This window comes from Seonamhaeicola marinus (genome assembly GCF_008085455.1).
Map to the genome: position 1 here is coordinate 763,708 of NZ_VSDQ01000718.1, position 20,970 is coordinate 784,677.

Annotated in this window: 8 protein-coding genes; 3 read left to right on the forward strand and 5 right to left on the reverse strand. The window is 35.2% G+C overall.

Translation table 11 applies throughout. The annotated features are described in order from the left end of the window. Positions 1 to 76 precede the first annotated feature (76 nt). From dnaX to miaE, 3 genes are read left to right on the forward strand one after another with little or no spacing between them, the layout of a single operon-like run. Positions 77 to 1,780, forward strand: coding sequence for a DNA polymerase III subunit gamma/tau (dnaX, locus tag FUA24_RS20880; RefSeq protein WP_148544987.1), 1,704 nt, complete (start codon positions 77 to 79; stop codon positions 1,778 to 1,780). Next, positions 1,773 to 2,360, forward strand: coding sequence for a hypothetical protein (locus FUA24_RS20885; protein ID WP_148544988.1), 588 nt, complete (start codon positions 1,773 to 1,775; stop codon positions 2,358 to 2,360). Before dnaX ends, FUA24_RS20885 begins: the two co-directional genes overlap by 8 nt. Further along, a complete protein-coding gene (gene miaE, locus FUA24_RS20890) occupies positions 2,347 to 2,928 on the forward strand; it encodes a tRNA-(ms[2]io[6]A)-hydroxylase (RefSeq protein ID WP_148544989.1) in 582 nt (193 codons plus the stop codon). The genes FUA24_RS20885 and miaE overlap by 14 nt, the downstream gene beginning before the upstream one ends. Here miaE and FUA24_RS20895 read toward each other — a convergent pair. The 5 genes from FUA24_RS20895 to FUA24_RS20915 all read right to left on the reverse strand — a co-directional run bounded on the left by FUA24_RS20895 (position 2,925) and on the right by FUA24_RS20915 (position 20,793). Beyond that, entirely contained in the window at positions 2,925 to 3,521 is a 597-nt protein-coding gene (locus tag FUA24_RS20895; protein WP_148544990.1) for a porin family protein, read from the reverse strand. The genes miaE and FUA24_RS20895 overlap by 4 nt on opposite strands. Positions 3,522 to 3,620: 99 nt before the next feature. Continuing rightward, on the reverse strand, positions 3,621 to 4,526 hold the full coding sequence (locus FUA24_RS20900; protein ID WP_148544991.1) for a Ppx/GppA phosphatase family protein: 906 nt from the start codon (positions 4,524 to 4,526) through the stop codon (positions 3,621 to 3,623). Position 4,527: 1 nt separating this feature from the next. After that, on the reverse strand, positions 4,528 to 6,591 hold the full coding sequence (ppk1, locus tag FUA24_RS20905; protein WP_148544992.1) for a polyphosphate kinase 1: 2,064 nt from the start codon (positions 6,589 to 6,591) through the stop codon (positions 4,528 to 4,530). An 87-nt stretch (positions 6,592 to 6,678) separates the two neighbouring features. Further along, on the reverse strand, positions 6,679 to 7,659 hold the full coding sequence (locus FUA24_RS20910; RefSeq protein WP_148544993.1) for a PorP/SprF family type IX secretion system membrane protein: 981 nt from the start codon (positions 7,657 to 7,659) through the stop codon (positions 6,679 to 6,681). Positions 7,660 to 7,677: 18 nt separating this feature from the next. Further along, positions 7,678 to 20,793 carry a T9SS type B sorting domain-containing protein gene (locus FUA24_RS20915; protein WP_148544994.1) on the reverse strand — a complete coding sequence of 4,372 codons (13,116 nt, stop codon included), beginning with the start codon at positions 20,791 to 20,793 and terminating at the stop codon, positions 7,678 to 7,680. Between the last annotated feature and the right edge of the window lie 177 nt (positions 20,794 to 20,970).

The window sequence follows — 20,970 nt, forward strand, 5'->3', positions numbered from 1 at the left end:
AACTCATTTCAAAATATAGCTTATCAATTCTTATTTAAGCATTGAATTTTTAACTTTGTTATACTAATATTTTTCAATGGAACACTTTGTAGTATCGGCCAGAAAGTACAGACCACAGTCTTTTAAAGATGTTGTAGGGCAAAAGGCTATTACCAATACTTTGCTGAATGCCATTGAAAATAACCATTTAGCTCAAGCACTTTTATTTACAGGTCCAAGAGGTGTTGGAAAAACAAGTTGTGCTCGTATTTTAGCTAAAATGATTAATAGTGATGGCAATGAAACCGAAGAAGATTTTGCCTTTAATATTTTTGAGTTAGATGCTGCCTCTAATAACTCTGTTGATGATATAAGAAATTTAACGGATCAAGTTAGAATTCCTCCTCAAGTTGGAAAATACAAAGTGTATATCATTGACGAGGTTCATATGCTTTCCCAAGCCGCGTTTAATGCCTTTTTAAAGACTTTAGAAGAGCCGCCTAAACATTGCATATTCATTTTAGCTACCACCGAAAAACATAAAATTATTCCAACTATTTTGTCCCGTTGCCAAATTTTTGATTTTAAGCGAATTACGGTAACGGATGCAAAGGAATATTTAAAATATATTGCTGAAGAACAAGGTATAACAGCTGAGGATGATGCCTTACATATTATAGCTCAGAAAGCCGATGGTGCCATGAGAGATGCACTTTCTATTTTTGATCGCGTTGTTAGCTTTTCTGGAAAAAATTTAACCAGACAAGCGGTTACGGAAAATCTCAATGTTCTTGATTACGAAACTTATTTTGAAAGCACAGACCTTATTTTAGAGAATAAAATACCTGAACTATTACTATTATTCAATAAAACATTATCTAAAGGCTTTGATGGCCATCATTATATTGCTGGTTTAGCATCTCATTTTAGGGACTTATTAGTAAGTAAAACTGAAAATACTATAGAACTCTTAGAAGTTGGCGAACAAACCAAAATGAAATATCTGGAGCAATCCAGAAAGGCCTCTAGAGAATTTCTAATTCAAGGTATTAATTTAGCTAACGATTGCGACCTAAAATACAAAACCAGTAAAAACCAAAGACTTCTGGTTGAATTATGCCTTATGCAGCTTGCCTCTATCACTTTTGATGGAGAAAAAAAAAATAGCAAACATTACATAATTCCAGCTTCCTATTTTAAAAAGAAAGGTATTACTCCTGTTCCGGTTAATGTTCCCAAAAAGGAAGATACCGTTAACGAAGAAAAAAGTACGGAGGCAAAAAAAGTACCTAATAATCAATTAAACACTGGAACTCCCAAGATTGTTTTAAATAAAGACACAAAAAGAAGATCAGGTTTATCTCTTAGCAGTTTAAAAGCAAAAAAAGAACATCAAATAAAACAAATGGAAGTAGTGGTAGACGAAGAAGATCTGCCAAAGGAACCATTTACAGAAGAAGAATTACTAAAAACTTGGAATACCTATGTTGATCTTTTAATAGAAAAAGGACAACGAAATTTAGCTTCCATTTTATCTATAGATACTCCAAAACTAAAAGAAACAACCATTCATTTGGAGTTTCCTAATGCTACAAACAAAGTTGAAGTGGAGCGCAATCAATATAATTTATTAGGTTATATTAGAAAGACGCTTAATAATTATGATATTGACTTATCTATTGAGGTTAATGAAGTCATGGAAAAGAAATATGCTTACACTTCAATCGAAAAGTTTGAAAAACTTAAAGAGAAAAATCCGAATATTGAATTATTAAGAAAAACTTTTAATTTAAATGTTTAAAAATCTTTTATTAAAAATACCAGTAGTCCTTTTAGCTGTGTTTGTAGGATTATGTAGTTGCGATAGCCGAAAATATAAAAACGATTTACTAAAAGAATCTATCACAAAATACAAAGATTCCCTTGAACCCATAGAGCTAGTTCAATACATACCAGAGTACGATATAATCACGGAGACGGATACACTTTTAAGTAATGGATATAACATAAAAATAAAGACATATACAGATATGTCCAATTCCGTTTTGCAGTCTTTTAAAACTGATTCAGAGTCGGTTAAGCTCTATTTTAGAGAAGTGGTTTCAGATGTTACTGTTTTTAAAAATGATAAGCTAATTTTTAACCAAAGATTTAACAACCAGTTTTTTTCTAATAATTTAGGAAGTATTAATGCGCAAGATCTTGATTATATAAATAATGATGTTTATATAGAAGAACTAAAGTCGCTTGAAACAAATAAAGTTGTATTAGTAACTTCCCGATGCGTTCCAAGAACTCATAATTGTCCTGAGTATATAATAACAATTGATGAAAATGGAAGGTTTAATGTAAATGAGATAGATAGAAATGCTAGGACTTAAATTACCAACAGACCCAAGATGGGTAAATATTGTAGAGAAAAATATTGAAGAGATTCTAACAGATCATGCATTTTGTGAGCAAAAGGCAACGAGTACTGCTATTTCTTTAATTGTGAGTTTCCCTGAATACACAGAGCTTGTTCAGGAAATGGTTGCTCTAGTAAAGGAAGAAATCAGCCATTTTAAAATGGTACATGATAAAATACTTGAACGGGGTTGGACACTCGGAAGAGATAGAAAAGACGAGTACGTTATACAACTTATGAAATTCTTTCCTAAAGGTGGTAGCAGAACCACGCAATTAGTTCATAGATTATTGTATGCCGCTTTAATTGAAGCCCGAAGTTGCGAACGATTTAGATTACTTTCTGAAGAACTGGAAGACAAAGAGTTGGCTACTTTCTACAGAAATCTGATGGTTAGTGAAGCAAACCATTATACTATGTTTTTAGGTTTTGCCAGACAATATGGCGAAAAAAAAGAAGTTGATGCTAAATGGCAACAACTTCTTGAATATGAAGCTAAAATTATGTCTGATTTAGGTAAAAAGGAAACCGTACACGGTTAGAATTTATATCCTATACCTAATTGTATATTTGTATTTCTTGCGGAAATTCCAGTATCTTCATCAAATACATTACTAATACCATAAGTATATCTGGCTTCGGCGAATAATACATGAGTAATTTTATATTCAACACCACCAACGGCTGAATATGTTATGTTCTTCATGCCGTCCTCGTACTTATGCACTTTTAAACCTGCTTGTGGTCCAGCAGCAACGTGAATTTTTTCACTTAATCTAAATCTTAATAAAACAGGAGCTTGAATAAAATCTAGGTGTAATCTTTCATCATTAGCACCTTCAGCAGAAAACTGTAATTCTGGGTTTAAAGATATAGTTCTAGACAAGCCAATATTTGCAAAAAAACCAATATATACGCTATTTCTATGTTTATTAGGAATATTAGCAGATGAGCCATCTTCAAAATCTAAATTCGAGATGTTATATCCTCCTCTTACACCCCATTTAACCCCTTTAAAAACAAAACCTTCTTTTTTTTGTTTTAAGGTATCAACTGGAATTGTCTTAGATTCTTCTTGAGAAAATGCGCCAAAAGAAAGCACAAGTAGTAATGTAAAAAGTAATATTTTTTTCATAAGTAATAAATTTGGGCTGATAATTAAAGTTAATTATACGAGTACGAATATATGTTATATTATTAAAAACCTGTATTTTACAGGGTAAAGTGCAAAATTTTACTGTGTAATACTAGAAACAGTATCATAGTATATGCTTTTTATAATACCATCGGCAAGACCAATCTTTGGCACGTATATATGCTTGGAGTTACTCCATTTCATGGCCGAAAGGTAAATTCTCATGGCTGGAATTATAACATCTGCTCTATCCTGATTAAGTTCTAATTCAGTAATGCGTTCTTCGTAAGTATAGCTTTGAAGTGTTTTGTAATAACTTGTTAAATAAAAGTAAGTTAATGGCTTACCTTCGGCTTTGCCAGATACCTTAAAAATTTTATTTATATTTCCTCCCGAACCCAATACTCTTACCTTATCGTAATTTGAAGTGTGCTTTTTAATCCAGGCTTCAAGTTTTTCCCAAGTGCCATCTTTAACTTGATTATTCAGTAAGCGAACTGTTCCTATTTTAAAGGATTTTGAAGCTCGTTTTTCTCCACTTCTAATAACGGTAAATTCGGTACTACCTCCACCAACATCCACATATAAATATGTTTTATTAGGGTTAATAAACTTATTTAAGTCTGTTGCTGCAATAATTTCTGCCTCTTCTGCTCCTCCAATAACATCTATTTTAATACCTGCTTCCTTTAGAACAGAATCCACAACTTCACTCCCATTTTCTGATTCTCTCATAGCGGAAGTCGCGCAGGCTTTATACTTTACTACTTTATGAGATTTCATGAGTAATCTAAATGCTAACATAGTTTCAACCATGCGTTCTTTGTTTTCCTCAGAAATTCTATTGTTAATAAACACATCCGCCCCCAAACGAATTGGTACACGTACCAAGGAGTTCTTTTTGAATTTTACAGGTTTACCCTGTTCTTCAATAATATTAGATATAAGTAGTCTAACAGCATTTGATCCAATGTCAATTGCTGCGTATTTTTTTATTGAAAGCATATTAGTCTTTAAGCTTATCTAAATAATAATCGTAAATCGCTTCTTGAGATCTTACTTCTGGATTATCATTTTTTCTGTATTCATTTTCGTTTGGAGTATTTATTAATCTGGCTTTAACATTATCACTCCAACACATATTAAATGTGTCTAAAATTTCATTTTTAATGTCTTCATCATAAATAGGACAACTTACCTCTACCCTATTATGAATGTTTCGAGTCATCCAGTCTGCTGAAGATATAAAAACTTTAGCGTCTTCTCCTCTTCCAAAGATATAAACCCTTGGGTGCTCTAAAAATTTATCAACAACACTAATAACATCAATATTTTCACTCATTCCTTCAATTCCAGGGATTAAACAACAAATACCTCTTACAATCATATCTATTTTCACGCCTTCATTACTAGCTTCGTATAGCTTGTCTACCATAGCGTAGTTAGATATGCTATTCATCTTAACTCTAATGTAACCTTCTTCTCCTCTTTTACTGCGTTCAATTTGTTCATCAATTAATTGAAATACTCTTTTTTCGGTATAATTTGGAGATACAATAAGGTGCTTATAGGAATACACCCTATAACTACTCTCAAAGAAGTTAAAAACTTTGTTAACTTCTTTTAGGATTGGCTGATTATAGGTAAATAAGGTATAGTCTGTATATATCTTTGCAGTTGATTCATTAAAGTTTCCTGTACTTATAAATCCGTAACGTTTAAGTTTTTTCCCCTCTTCACGTTCAATTACACACATTTTGCTATGTACTTTAAGACCTGGAACACCAAACATTAGATTAACACCTTCCTTTTTCATAAGGTTTGCGTAGTGAATATTGGCTTCTTCATCAAATCTAGCTCGTAATTCTATAACTACCGTAACAGATTTTCCATTAATGGCAGCATTAATAAGAGCACTTGCAACATGCGAAATCTGCGCTAGTCTATAAATCGTAATTTTTATAGTTGTAACCTTGGGGTCTATTGCAGCTTCTTTAAGAAACTTTACAACATAATCAAAAGTTTGATACGGCGCATGCACCATATAATCCTTTTCTTTTATAGCTTTAAATAAACTGTGTCTTAAACTCAGTCCTTTAACCTCTAATGGTCTTATTTTGTCATACATTAAATCTGTTCTCCCTAAACTTGGGAAACTCATGTAATCTCTCTTATTATGGTAACGCCCACCTGGAATAATACTATCTGTATTTACGATGTTCATTTTTTGCATTAAGTACTCCAAAGTGTCGCCATCTATTGTTTTATCGTAAACAAAACGAACAGGATCACTAATTTCACGGTGTTTAACACTATCAGATAGTTTTTCAATAAAACTTTTACTTAGATCGCCATCAAAATCTAATTCTGCATCTCTGGTAATTTTAATCATGTGAGCAGAAATAGAATCATAATCAAAAATGCTGAAAATATCATTTAAACAATATCTTAACAAATCATCATACATAATGATATAATTATGCCCGTTTTGTCTAGGAAGAACAATAAAACGATCTACTCCCTTAGGTATTTCTATTAATGCAAACTGATTGGTCTCATCTTTCATTTGCATCTTTACTGCCAAATACGCTGCGCTATCCTTAAGGTTTGGAAGTTCAACCAAATCGTTCAGAACAATAGTAACCAATGCAGAACTAACATTTTTAAAGTAATATTCTTTAATAAATTCATGTTGAGAACTATCAACTTCAGTCTCATCTATTACATAAATATTTTCTTCCTTTAATCTGGCATCTATTTCATTTAAAACTCTAATGCTTTCTGTTTGTTGTTCAATAACAATTTGGGTAATGATATCTAAGAGCTCCTTAGCCTTGATACCTCCTAACTGATTCTTACCACCCTTTTTAGCTTCAACGATACGCTTTACAGTAGCGTAACGCACTTTAAAAAATTCATCTAAGTTATTTGAGAAAATACCTAAAAACCTTAGCCTTTCAATAAGTGGCACCCTTTCATCTGAAGCTTCTTGTAAAACTCTTCCATTAAATTGTAACCAGCTTATTTCTCTATTTAAATAAGTATTTTTAGAAGTTTCTGTAGTAATCATAGGTGTCAGGATATATTCCTAACAAATATATTTATTTACACTTTAAAAAAAGGGTCTACGCCTTTAAAAATCTATTAAATTATTGTACTAATGATGAACAGGATCTTGAGTACATGGACAATTACTTATACCTTGTAAGAAGTCTATTCCTATTGTAATCATATGAGTTCCAGAATTGTATGTAGACAAACCATTGGTAGTTATTTGATAAGAATACCCAAAATAGAATGCAGATTTCTTGAATCCGGCCATTGGTCCTATGTTTAATGGTTTAAAAAACTGATCATTTAAAAACCTATAAGAAATACCAGCCCAAATATAATCTTCGTTTCTATTGTACTTTCTTACCTTAAAATTAACATCTGTAGAGGAGCGTTTATCACTAGTAAACATTTGATAAAATATTGAAGGCTCAAACTCAAGCCCAGAGTTTTTAGCTCCTAAAAATGTATAACCTGTATAAACCTGATAGTTTAAGAGTAATTCTGGCTCGCTACCTTTTATAAATTCATCAAAATCTTTACTTAAAATATTATTTACATTTAAACTCATAAAGTAACCTTTAAGCCTAAATAATGCACCTACATCAAAATTATGATTCGTTGTTGTTGCATCTGTTAAACTTGAGGGTAGCGTTACAGGCGTATCATTTCCATTTGTAAAATTACCAATATCAAATCTTATGGTATTTAAGTTATAAGAGATACCTAAGGATAAATACATCTTGGCATAATAATCTAATACTAAGTGATGTGCAAAGGAAAACTTTGCGCCTAATTGATGCGTGTTACCATTGCTGTCATTATAAAAGGAAGCTCCAATTCCGGTTCTATTCGCAATCCTTACATCGCCGTAAAAAGATTGATTTTCTGGCGCATTTTTTATGCCTACCCATTGACTTAATCCGTTAGCTCTAATCTTTACGTTATCTCCAATACCAGCATATGTGGGTGAGATTACAAAATTATTATCGGCTAAATACTGTGTGTATACTGGTAAATTTAGCTCTTGCGCATAGCTTGAAAACACAACCAGTAAAAACGTTATATATGAGAGGGCTTTTTGCATCTTATTCTATTTTATAAACTATCTATATAGTGTAAAGTGACCAACAAAATTTCTATCATCTCTAGGGTCGTTTAACTTAAGTACGTACCAGTAATCACCAGAAGGTAAAGGTCTACCATTATAATTACCATCCCATTTCTGATTTACTTTTAATGTTGCTATTACTCTTCCGTATCTATCAAAAATGTCCACAGTGAGATTTTGATATTGAGACGTACAACCTGGTCCCCAACCATCAGTTCCACTCGCAGGAGTGTAGTAATTAGGAATACACACATCTATATATTCAAAATATCTGGTGGCAGTGGCCACACATCCATTACTATCTGTAACGGTAACTGTATATTCTCCTGATTCATAAATTATAAATGTTCCAGTATCTTGATATGGTTCAAAGTCTATTTCGTTAACGCGTTGTACGGCATATTCGTAAGGTCCGGATCCTCCTGTAGCTTGTGCCTCTATTTCATTTAAGCCACCATCACTAAGTGCAATTTGTAACGGGTTATATTGATTAACATCAAATACAACAACTTGTTCACAGCCATTTGTATGCCTTACTGTAATTGTTCTGTTTAAACCAGGTGCTACATCTACAAATACATTGCTTGCTTGAAAATTAACACCATCTAAAGAATAATCTACATCGGCAGGATTAACACTAGCATCAATGGAAACCGTTACACTGTTGCTAGTAGCATCTGCAACATCTGTACAGTACTCAATGCTAACCTGAGGATCTAAAAGAACTGATTCTGGAAAAGTGATATTCCATTCAGAAGTACATCCTTCTGCATCGCTTATGTAAACAATATGGTCTCCACCGCTTAAATTGGTAAAATCAAATAAAGTTTGAGTAGCACCTCCTGTGGTGTAAGTGCCATTAACATCATCTAAAGCTACGCTATATGGTAATGTACCTCCAGAGATATCAATACTAAACTCTCCGTCCATATCTCCTTCGCAAACTTCTGGAACTATTGAATTAGGAACAATAGTGATTAATACCGGTGCCGGTTCGTTGATTGTAAAATCGAATAAAACAAAACAACCTAACTCATCTTGCACAAGTGCTTGGTAATTACCTGGCGCTAAATCTTCAAAAATGGCGTCATCAAAAAATTGATTTAATTGAGGCGAAATAGCATATTTAACAACTCCTGTGCCTCCAGTTGCAATGATTTCAAGAATACCATTATTCTCTCCACTACAGGTGACATCCGAAGTATTAAAGTTTACTTGTAGAGGAAGACTAGGTTCTGTTATATTAATAGTTGCAGATGTAAATACGCAATCTCCACTTTCTACATATACTCTATAATCCCCCTGGGCTAGTTCTGTAAATACTCCTGGGCTATTTTGTGTTGCTGGTATGGCGTTACCCATAGTATCTTGTAAAGTGTACACATAACTTCCCATACCTCCTTGCGCTGTCGCTACAATTACTCCTGTTGTATCACCCGCACAATTAATACTCGCATTAGATGTATCTAAATCTAAAGTTAATGTCGGTAAAGGATCAACGCTTATCTGATTAGATATTGAGGACACACATCCATTAGCATCTCTTACGTAATACATATAGTCGCCTGGAGTAACGGAAAACGTAGTAGACGATGTAAACGTACCTAAAATTGTAGTAAAACTATCTGAATCACTATACTCATAAATACCTGTTCCTCCTGTTGCACTAAGTGTTAATGTAGCATCCGTTGTACACGTTAGCCCCGAAGCTCTAACTAAAGAAGCCTGAATTTGATTTGGCTCTGTTATTACAATATACGGAGTTGTAAATGAACAATTATAACCATCTGTAATAGTGACAGTGTAAGTTCCCGGACCTAAATTTGTAAAAATATTAGAGGATTGCGGACCAGAAGCACTTGCCGTTGGTGTAACCATATTCAAGGTATAACTGTAATTACTACCCTGTCCGCCAGTAACCGTATTAACTGTTATTGTTGCATTATCATCTCCAAAACAATTTAATGTAGATGGCGTTGCTATAGCCGTAGCATTAATTGGTGCTGGTAGGTCTAATGTAATATTATATGAATCTATACACCCAGCAGCATCACGTACGTTTACAGTATACGAACCAGCTGATAAATTTGTAAATGTAGCATTAGTTGAATAAGCTACAGTTGCGGCTCCTGTAAGTTCGTACTCATAAGTTCCCCAACCTCCAGTTGCTACGGCTGTTATCGTTCCTATGTTATTATCACAGGTTACACTTGATGTTTCTGTAGCAATAACATCTAAAGGATCTGAAGGTGAGTCAATTGTAAACGTGTTAGAAATCACACTACAGAACGGACTATCGGTTTCAATTACTTCAACATAATAGTTACCTCCAGCTAAACCTGAAATAGTCAAAGGATTTGTTGATGTATTGGCAGGTGTTGCCGCTATTACTGATAATCCACTATTACTATCATATACTTCATATGTATAATTTCCGGAATATCCTGTTACATTAAGTTCAAAAGTACCATTATTATCTCCTAAACAAGTAATATCTGTTGTGGTTGTAGCCACAGCATCAATTGTTTGGTACGGAGCAACAGTAAATGCTGCTGTAGTAATTGTACAACCAGTTGTTAAATCATTTACTTGGAAAAAGTAATCTCCAGGGTCGGTAATATTAAAGACGTTTGAAGCTTGCGGTGTTCCACTAGGCAACATTTGGTAAGAGAAATTACCCGAACCACCTGTTACGCTAATGCTCACAGTTCCTGTATTATTACAATCAATTGGAGTTGCAGCTATTACCGCGGCAGCAGTTAAAGTTGGTAGTGGGTTTATGGTTACTGTATTAGAAGCTATACAATTGTTAGCATCTCTTACGTAAATATTTATGTTCTGTACACTTCCTGTGTCAATAATATCAAAGATGTTTGAACTAAAATAATTACTTCCATCTATACTATAAGTAAATGGTGCCGTCCCTCCTACTTCTGAAATGGTAAGTGCAGAGGTGTTCACCACATTTAATGCTGTACAAGAATAATCGGTTGCAGAACCTGAAACAGTTAATAGTGCGGGCTCTCCAACAACAACATCTCTAGTTAAGAAACAATTTCTTCCAGAAGTTACACGAACTGTATATGTATCGGCACTTAAACCTTGGAATATATTGGAAGCTTGTGGTCCTACTGTAATAGGTGCAATTATTTCATATGTATACACAGGGTTATCATTACTAGCTGGTAAGTTAACAGTAATGGTACCATCATTTCCAGAAGTACAAGATACATCAGTAACTGAGGTAGTAAATGTTACTGGTGTTGCAGCATCTAAAATCACAGTGGTGTCTGTAGTACAAGACGTGGTTATGTCTGTTAGTGTAATAGTGTAATTCGTTCCTGAAGCCAATCCAGAAAATGTATTACCAGTCAGTGTAATTCCGGTACTTGGGCTAATACTATAAGAGTAAGTACCTGTTCCTCCAGAACCTGTAACAGTAACCTCTCCATCATCATTACTACATGAAGGTAATGTTGTAATGGCAGCAGCAATATCTAATCCTGTATAAATATCTATAGTAGTTGGTAAATTCGTAGTACACCCATTTCCATCTCTTATGGTAACTGTATAAGTTCCCGGAGTGACTACGGAGAATGTTGGACTAGTTTGGTAGGACAATCCGCCATCAATACTGTAATCAAAAGGAGCAATTCCTGTTGGACTAGTAACAGTAAAGGTATATGGTCCAGTTAAGTCACACTGGTTGGCAGCAAAAGTTGGAACAGTTGCAGATGGTAAAGGATCTGTATCAATTATGACATCAATCATAAAAGGACACCCATTGGCATCTAGTACATAAACATCCCAATCTGTATCTACTGCTGGATCTAAAACTCGTGAATCACTTGTAGTATAATCCCCAGCTGTTGGAGTTGTACCATCCTGAACAAAAGCATACGTATATGGTGCAGTTCCTCCGCTTGCCGTAACTGTTACTTGCGAACCAATATTACAGTTTGCATTTACATTTGATGTTTCTGTAAGTGCTAATAAACTTGGTTCTGTTACGATTACATCAACCGTAGCAGTACAATCAGTTGCATCATCAGTTACAATTATCGTATATGTGTTGGCCACTAAACCAGTTAAAGGAATTGTTGATGCTGATGCGCCTGTAACAGGTGTTCCTCCATTAATAGTATAACTATAGGTTGTTGAAAAACCAGAAACTGTAAATGTTACTTCTCCGTCATTTCCTCCATTACAGTTTACGTTATTATCTAAATTTCCAATTACTGCAATGTTTGTTACTGGATCTACGGTATAAGCTTCGTCATAATAACAATTATTGGCATCTGTAACTCTAAATACATACGTATCTGGAGCTAAACCTGCAAATATTCCCGTGGTATTAGAAGTTATTGCACTAGCAGGAGCTAAAATTTCATAACTAAGAGGAGCTACGCCGTTTGTGGCAGTTAATGTTACTGTACTTGTAGTGCTTGTACAAGTAATTGGAGTTGATACAAATGATAAATCTGTTGGTGGGTCTAAAGCAGGAACCGTCTCTGTTGCTGCAACGCTTAAACACCCATTAGCATCTCTTACAACAACTGATACTAGACCAGCTGTATTAGTTGTAAATGTATTTGTTGATGTAAATGCTCCTCCATTAAAACTATACATATATGGAGGCGTTCCATTAGATCCTGTAGCTGTTAATATAGCTGCTTGTGTTGAATTTGAAGTTCCACAAGTTAGACCTTGAGTTAATACTAATCCTGCAGTTACAACTGTAGGCTCATCTATAGTTACCGGAATGGCAACAGAAGTACAACTTTTACTATCTCTCACAACAACATTATAAGGACTTCCTGCCGCTGTTAAGCCTGTAAACACATTAGTAGTAACAAAAGTAGCGCCGTTATCAATACTATATTCATAAGGACCAACTCCTCCTGATGCTGTAACTGTAATACTGCCATCGTTACCTCCATTACAACTTACATCAATATGCGTTTCTGAAGCGGTTGGGTTCACTAAAGGATCTACAGTTATAATATTTGATACAGCAATACAGCCTTGACTATCTGTAACTCTAAATTGATATGTTCCCGCGGCTGTTGCTGTGTATGGTGAACCTCCAGTAGGAACAAAGCCGCCTCCATTATAATCTACTTCAAAAGTGGTATATGTACCTGTTCCACCAGTTGCAGTAAATGTAATTGAGGCATCTGGAGTTACGGTACAATCTAAATCTTTGGTTAAAGTTGCTAATAGTTCTAATTGTGGCTCCACTACTAAGTTTTGTGTTGCTGTACATCCATTAGCATCTTGTATTGTAAATGTATATGTACCCGATGTTGTAATAGAGAATGTTGGGCTACTTTGGAATGCGCCTCCCATGCTGTATGAAGCTGGACCAACTGATACCGTACCAGAAAGTGTTACACTAATTGGAGTTCCATTAAAACATTGTTGTGAAATTGGCGCTAAAGTAGGATCAGCATCTCTTATTACTGTTTCTGTATCAAATTGAATACATCCATATGCATCTCTTACATAAAGGTCATAAGTACCAGCGGCTAAGTCAAAAGAATTAGTACTTACCCAAGTAGCTGGTGTCCCAGAACCTGAAGTTACTGCCTGATACTCATAAGGCCCAGTTCCATGTTGTGCTGTAACCGTAATTATACCTAATTCATTACAGTTTTCATTTCTTGTAGCATCTGCCGTTACTGTTAATAAAATTGCAGATTCCGTAATCTGAAAGTTCGTTGTAGCTACACTACATCCTGCATTCGTTGCACTACCAGTTTCAGTTACAACAACAATATAATCTCCAAAAGGCAACGGACCTAAGTTTGTTACAGATAGCGTACCATTTGCAGGTACTGTTCCAGACCCTGTTATACCCGTAGTTGTTAATGAAAGTGACTCAAAAATCTCGTACGTAACAGGTGTTCCAATTCCATATGTACTATTAATATCAAAACTCACATTTCCATCTGCACTGCCTGTACAAGTTATGTTGTTTGAAACAAGAGCACTTGTTGTTAAAGTAGAATTGGTAGGTACTGGAAGCGTAGATTGCTCAAAATAGTAACAATTAGTATCGTCATCATAAACTATAAAGGTATAGGTTGCACCTGGAATTAAATTAGTAAAAGTTGTTGAAGCTGGACTTCCTGTTCCTAATTGCCATATAGCAGATCCACCAACTATGCCATCCCAAACCATTCCTGGTCCTGTATAAATTGCAAAATAGAAAGGTCCTGTTCCCGTTAAAGTAGTTGCTGCACCAATACTAACTGTTGCAGAACCACCGGTTGAACAGTCTGCTGGTGGAGAGGTCACTACAATATCTAAATCGTCTGGTGGAGAAGCTACTAAAATATTTTGTTCTAAATAGGTACAGCCGTTGGCATCTGTTATAATTATTTCATATAAACCAAAATCCACAACTTGAAAAACAGCTGATGCTCCCGTCTGGTTAGTTAATTCAACATCATATCCATTTACCCCTGTAACATGATAACTGTAATTTGGTGTGCCACCTGAAACAGAGTTTATTATAATTTCCCCTAAAGATACACCTCCTACACCACAGGTAATTGGAGTTACAGAATGGGACATTGAAATAGGGTTTGGTTCACTAATTGTAATTGTATCGGTATCTGTACAACCATTTCCGTCTGTTAAAGTAATAGTATATGTGCCAGCTGGAAGTCCACTAGTTTGAGTTCCATAATCCGTACTTGTTGTATCATTATTTACATTTATAGTAAAAGGTGGGACACCTTGTGTATTATCATAAACAATATCTATTGCTGCTGTAGATTCTCCACTACATAATACATCTGCTATTTGAGTTATACTAGTAATACTTGGATTTACAGGTGCAGAAACCGTTATACCATTAGTTTCCTCTTGACAAGAATTGGAATCCGTAATTCTAAACTGGTATGTTCCTGCTATGGATGTTGTATATGTAAATGAAGCTCCTACTGGCGTTGGTAGCACTGGATTATATGTTGTACCACCATCCGTTGATACTTCGTAGCTAGTATATGTACCTGTTCCTCCTGAAATTGTTACATCTATTGTAGCATCCATTGGAACCGAACATGTTAAATCTTTTGTTAGCAAAGCACTTACCAATAAACTTGGCTCAACCACCAATGACTGTGTTGCAGTACAACCATTTCCATCACGTATTGTAAAAGTGTACGTTCCAGGTCCGGTAATTGTAAATGTTGGACTTGCTTGATAACCACTACCCATGCTGTATTCTGCAGTACCAACTGAAACTGTTCCTGATAAAGTTACATTGAAATCAGTTCCGTCATAACACTGTGTGGCTATAGGATTTAAAGTTGGTAAACCATCACTTGTAATAGTAACCGATTGCATAAATTCACAATCGTTTATATCTCTAACGTAGACATCCCAAACAAGATCTGTTCCTGAATTCGTATCTACAGTAATCGTATTTGTTGATGTGTAAGCACCTGCTAAAGGAGCTGGAGCACCAGAAACTACTGCCGCAAATCTATAATTTGGGGTTCCTCCAGTTGCAGTAACTGTAATTTGTGATTCATCATTAGTACAGAACACATTTGTTGATGAAGCTGAAAAAGACAAAGGCGTTGAAGGTTCTGAAACAGTAACCGCCACAGTATCCGTACAATTGGTTGCTTCATCTGTTACAACTATAGTGTAAGTATTAGCTGTTAATGCTGTTAGTGCTATTGTTGAAGAAGTTTGCCCTGTAATAGTTGTTCCTCCATTTATGGTGTAACTATAAGTACTTCCAAAATCTGATACTGTAAATGTTACAGCTCCATCATTTCCACCATTACAACTTACATCACTAATTAACGCACCAATAACACCTAAATTAATAACAGGATCTATTATTAAAGATTCTTCGTAATAACACCCATTGGCATCGGTAACTCTAAACACATATGTGTCCGGAGCTAAACCTGTAAAGTTTCCAGTTGTATTTGATGTTGCAGAAGCTGCTGGTAATATTATTTCATAAGTTAATGTGCCAACCCCTCCTGTAGCAACTGCTGTTACGTTACTAGTTGTTGCAGAACAAGTAACCGTACTTGCTGTAAAGGTTAAATCTGTAGGAGGTGCTAATGCAGTAATTGTAACTGAATCTGTAAATGTACATCCTTGCGCATCTCTTACTGTATAATTTATAGTTTGATTGCTACCATTATCATTAACGGTAAACGTGTTAGTAGCACTAAATCCAGAACCATTAAAACTATATTGATATGGCGCCGTTCCTGTGGTAGGAACTGTTACCGTTATTACAGATGGTTGCGAAATATTAGTAACACTACAACTAAATGGTGTTGCACTTGTTGAAGTTGTTAAAGCAGAAGGTGCTGTTAAAGTAACTGAACCACTAAAAACACATTCGTTAGCGTCTCTTACCTGATAATTATAGGTTCCAGCCGCTAAAGTACCATATAAAGATGTTGTACTAAACCCACTACCATTAAAACTAAATTCATAGGGGCCTACGCCTCCTGATGGTATAATTTGAACAGAGCCATTCGTATCTCCATCACAAGTAGGATTAACGGCAGTAACAGTAGCAGTAGGATTAGTTAATGGGTTAACAACTACTGTGGACTGCGCAACACAACCTTGACTATCTGTTACTCTAAATTCATATGTTCCATCTGCCGAAGCTGTATATGGTGAAACAGTTCCTGTGATAGTTGTAAAGCCTCCTCCATTGTAATTAACTTCGAAGGTGTAAGGTGCTGTTCCTCCATTAGGAGTTATAGAAATTGAACCATCGGGAGTTGCTGAACAATCTAATCCTTTAATTAATGTAGCATCTAATTGTAATTGCGGCTCAATGGTTTGCGTTGCTATTGTAACATCACAACCATTTGCATCCCTTACTACAATTGTATAATTGCCCGGAGTTAAACCTGTGAATGTATTACTAGTATTGAATGCACCTCCATTAATATTGTATTCGTAAGGCGGTAAACCTCCTGAAGCCGACACAACCAAAGTAGCACCATTTACTGGATCATAACAATAATCTGAAGCTGCATCAATTGTTGCGGTTGGATTAGTTGGTGTTGTAAGATTAAAAGTTGCAGTTTCTACACAGTTGTTAGCATCTGTAACCGTAACAGTATATGTTCCTGCCTGAGTTAAATTAGAAAACGTATTGTTCGTTTGCGGTCCTAAAACCGAAGTGTCAGGTTGTTCTAATTCATAGGTATAATTACCCCATCCACCAGTAGCTGTAACTGTAACACTTCCTCCAGAAATACATGTTAAAGCATTAGTAGAAGTTGAAACTGATAATGCTGCTGAAGGAGTATCTACCGTAACTGTTTCTGTTGCCGTACAATTTGTAACAGTATCGGTAATTACAATTGTATAATTTCCTGCTGATAACCCAGTCAAGTTAATTGGAGAAGTACCGGTATTTGATGTTCCACCATTAATTGTATATGTAAAGCTAGTTGTATTTGAAACTACAAAATTTGCTTCCCCGTCTGCAGCACCAAAACAACTAACATTTTCAGTTACCTGTCCCACTACCGAAATAGATGGCAATGGATCTATGGTATAAGACTCTGTATATTCACAGTTATAATCATCTCTTACCCTAAACGTGTAAGTTCCAGGAGATAAACCTGCAAAAGTATTACTTGCCTGATATGAGGTAGCCGCGCCACTAGGCGAAACAATTTGATACTCTAACGGTGCCACACCTCCTGATGCAGTTAATGTAACTGTTGCTGTATTAGTCGGACATGTTAATGCTGTATGACTGAAGTCTAAATCTGACGGAGGATTTAATGGATCAATTACCACCGGATCTATTATGAATATACAACCATTAGCGTCTCTAATGTATACGGTAAATGTCCCATTTCTTAATCCAGGAAAACTATTTGATACCCTGTAATTTACACCGTCAATACTGTATTCATAAGGTAAAGTTCCTCCTGTAACACCAGAAACTGTAATTTCACCTGGTGATGTACATGTATAAGGTGTTGTAACTGTTGCAGTTCCATCTAATGGATCAACGGTATCAATGGTAATAGATTGAGGTGTAGTTAGACAAACATCTGTACCATAAGTATATTCAATTACCACCTCATATGTTCCTGCAGATAATCCGGTAAATGCCGAAGAACTAGAATATGTTACGCCATTATCAATACTATACCTTAATGTATTTCCGTTTGCGTTTGTTACATTAATGTCAATAGCACCACTATTGGGATTATCTGCACACAATATATCTGTACTTAAAATGTTAAAGTCAGGTTGAGGAATTGCATCAATATCAATTGATACGCTTGTAGAACAGTTATTAGAATCTATAACCGTAATATTAAAGGTTCCCCCTGTTGTAACATCTATAGTTGGTACCGTTTGAAATACCGTAGTACTGTTAACAAAATAGAAATAAGGCGCTGTTCCTCCTTGCGGATAAACAGTTATCTCGCCATCACTACAGGTTAATGGTTGTGTAACAGCCGCAGTAGCAGTTAATAAAGGAGGTTCTATTATCTCAATATCATCTGTAAAAGTACAGCCATCTTCTGTTGAAACATTAATAGTATAAGTACCTGCATTTAAATTACTAAAAGTATAATTATTAGGACTGATAGGTCCTACACTATTTACAAGTGTAGCTCCTTGATAAATGGAAAAGAAATATTGAGGCCTAACATCGTTTGCTGCCAAAATGATATTACCTAAATCTCCATTACATAAAGGTTGATTTATTGTTGTAGATACCGAAAAGTTTCTTTCTCTAATTTGTACATCTGGCACTTGGAAAATACAAGGATTAGGTGAAACACCTATTTGTCTTACATAAACAGTATAAATACCTCCAGTTGTAACCGAAATGATATTACTGTTTTGATAGTTAACGCCGTCTATACTATATTCATAACCACTTGGCACGCCCCCAACAGTTATTTCTCCTGGTGTTGAACAAATAATATCTGTAGTTGTTACCGTTGGTACTAAAACATTCTCATAAACATTAAAATAATATTGATTAAAACACCCTCCTGTATAGTTAAGTGTTAATCGATATTGTCCAGCTGAATCTATAGTATAATCAGGACCAGTTGCTACTTGATTCCAAACACAAGAAGCGTCCTCATTAGCACAATCAGCATTGATAACTGCAGAACAACTAGACTCATCAAGTCTTTCCCAAATCATTGATGAGGTATCTGTAATACCCGTTTGAATGATTCGCGTGTCATTTCCACCACATAAAAAGAAATTAGGCAATTCTTTTCCGTCATTAGGACAAGTAACTACCTGATCAGCGAATGGTATTACTGGATTAGGAACTCCTGCTCCGTACGTAATAACATCAAATATTTGATCTATGGATTGACAAGGGGCTATAGCTGTATTGTGAACATAATAAGTTCCAATTGCATTCACTGTTAGTGTTTGCCCTGTTCCAATAACCGGTGTTCCGGAAGGATCTGAAGACCATGAATACGAATCATATCCAGATCCAGCAGTAAGTTCAACAGTATCACCACATAAAATAACTTCCTCTCGAAACTCACAGTTTAGGTCTGATAAGAAGTTTGTCGCCGCAGGTGTTAGTAAACATCCTGTATTGTTGTTAATACTTGGGTCATCAGATATGGTAAAGGTGGGGTTTAATGTTCCAGTATAAGTAGCGAAAGCTTGATTACTAATTACGTTTGCGCAGGCATCATCAAGTAAACTACAACTGGATACAACTTCTACTCTAAATCTAATCTCTAGTGCTGGATCAAACTCTTCAACAACAGAGTTATCTACATCAAAAATTATTTCTCTGGTTGCAGCATTATAACTCTGAATGGTTACTCCTGGAGGTAAAGAAACGATATCTGCAGGATAGTTAAATACAATATTTACAGGTAAAACATCTCTTATTGTTAAATTAGTAGCATTATCATTTCCTGTGTTTTGAAAACCAATTATGTAATTAAGTTCATCACCTAAGTTAACGGTTTGCCCTCCAATATTTGAACCTGAGGTATCTTCTACTATTTTGGTTAAGACAATATTAGGTTCAATAATATCAACTGCCAAAGCAAAGAAATATGGAAAGAAAGTATCTCCTGAAGTTTCTAATCTTACTGTGGCTGAGGTAGCATCATTCGCAATAACACCATTTCCTGGGTTAGGAACCGCCATGATACCAGTATCAAAACCTAATGTATTAGTGCTATTTGGCACTCTATTATTTACTGGAAGCGCACTTAATTGTGTAACAGAACTATTAAAGAAATTACTAACAGGTCTATCTGTTGTAGATAAAGATAAGCCGTTTAATCGTAATCCGTCTCCTAAGATTGGACTATCACCCTCTAAAGTAGCAAAGGCAAAATTTGCTCTAACAGGTTGTGGTGCAGGTAAAGTTCTAAATCCTGAAACTGGTATATCTAGTGCTGGATTTCCTCCTGGTACGCTAATGGCACTAAAACCATCAAAACTTGTAATGGATTTTCCAGGTACAGTAGGATCTTCATAAACTATAAATAATGACCAACCTGCGGATTGTCCTGTATAATTCCCAGCATCTTGACTTCTTCCTTCTGCTGAAGAAACATTGGCAATTGTATAAGTACCTAAATTATTGGTTAAACCTGTTACAATACTTGTAACATCGGCATAACATGCATATGGGAAGCTATCTCCTCCATCGACTGAGGTTGTACCCGCGTCAAAAACTATTGTTCCTGTTACATCTTGATACCCTCCTGATGGTCCCCTAAATCTAACTTGATCAATAGGAGCTGTTCCTCTGTTAACCGCACTCCAATATAAACCCGCATGAATTATTTGATAACAGTTTGGGTTTGCAATTTCTAAATCTGCACTAGATGAACTAAACGTTGAAGCATCACTATCTATATCAATATAACGCATATCAACAGTGTGGTTGTAAGTAGAACCATTATTAAATGCGTTATTATCAGGACCTAGAATATTATTTCCTATTAAAACAATATCTCCTTTTAAATCTTGATTAAATCTTGGAGCAAAGGGCACATAATTTTGGGCAAACATTTGCACTCCCAATAAAAGAAGTATAGCGCATATGCTATAGTTAACATAAGTAGTTTTTTTCATGGGCGGTTATTTTTACCTCTTTTAAGGGGCGTTAAAAGAAATATTGCAATTGAAGTTATTTGTAAGTTAATTAATAACCAATTTGCTGTTTAACTAAACAAACAACTTTTAATCGAAGTAAATATCGTGATTTTAAATTAAAGAATGAAGCGAAAATTCATTTTTTATGCATTTCAA

Coding starts and splice junctions, on each gene's coding strand:
- FUA24_RS20895 (WP_148544990.1), bottom strand. CDS start 3,521: ATGAAAAAAATATTACTTTTTACATTACTACTTGTGCTTTCTTTTGGC.
- FUA24_RS20910 (WP_148544993.1), bottom strand. CDS start 7,659: ATGCAAAAAGCCCTCTCATATATAACGTTTTTACTGGTTGTGTTTTCA.
- ppk1 (WP_148544992.1), bottom strand. CDS start 6,591: ATGATTACTACAGAAACTTCTAAAAATACTTATTTAAATAGAGAAATA.
- FUA24_RS20885 (WP_148544988.1), top strand. CDS start 1,773: ATGTTTAAAAATCTTTTATTAAAAATACCAGTAGTCCTTTTAGCTGTG.
- dnaX (WP_148544987.1), top strand. CDS start 77: ATGGAACACTTTGTAGTATCGGCCAGAAAGTACAGACCACAGTCTTTT.
- miaE (WP_148544989.1), top strand. CDS start 2,347: ATGCTAGGACTTAAATTACCAACAGACCCAAGATGGGTAAATATTGTA.
- FUA24_RS20900 (WP_148544991.1), bottom strand. CDS start 4,526: ATGCTTTCAATAAAAAAATACGCAGCAATTGACATTGGATCAAATGCT.
- FUA24_RS20915 (WP_148544994.1), bottom strand. CDS start 20,793: ATGAAAAAAACTACTTATGTTAACTATAGCATATGCGCTATACTTCTT.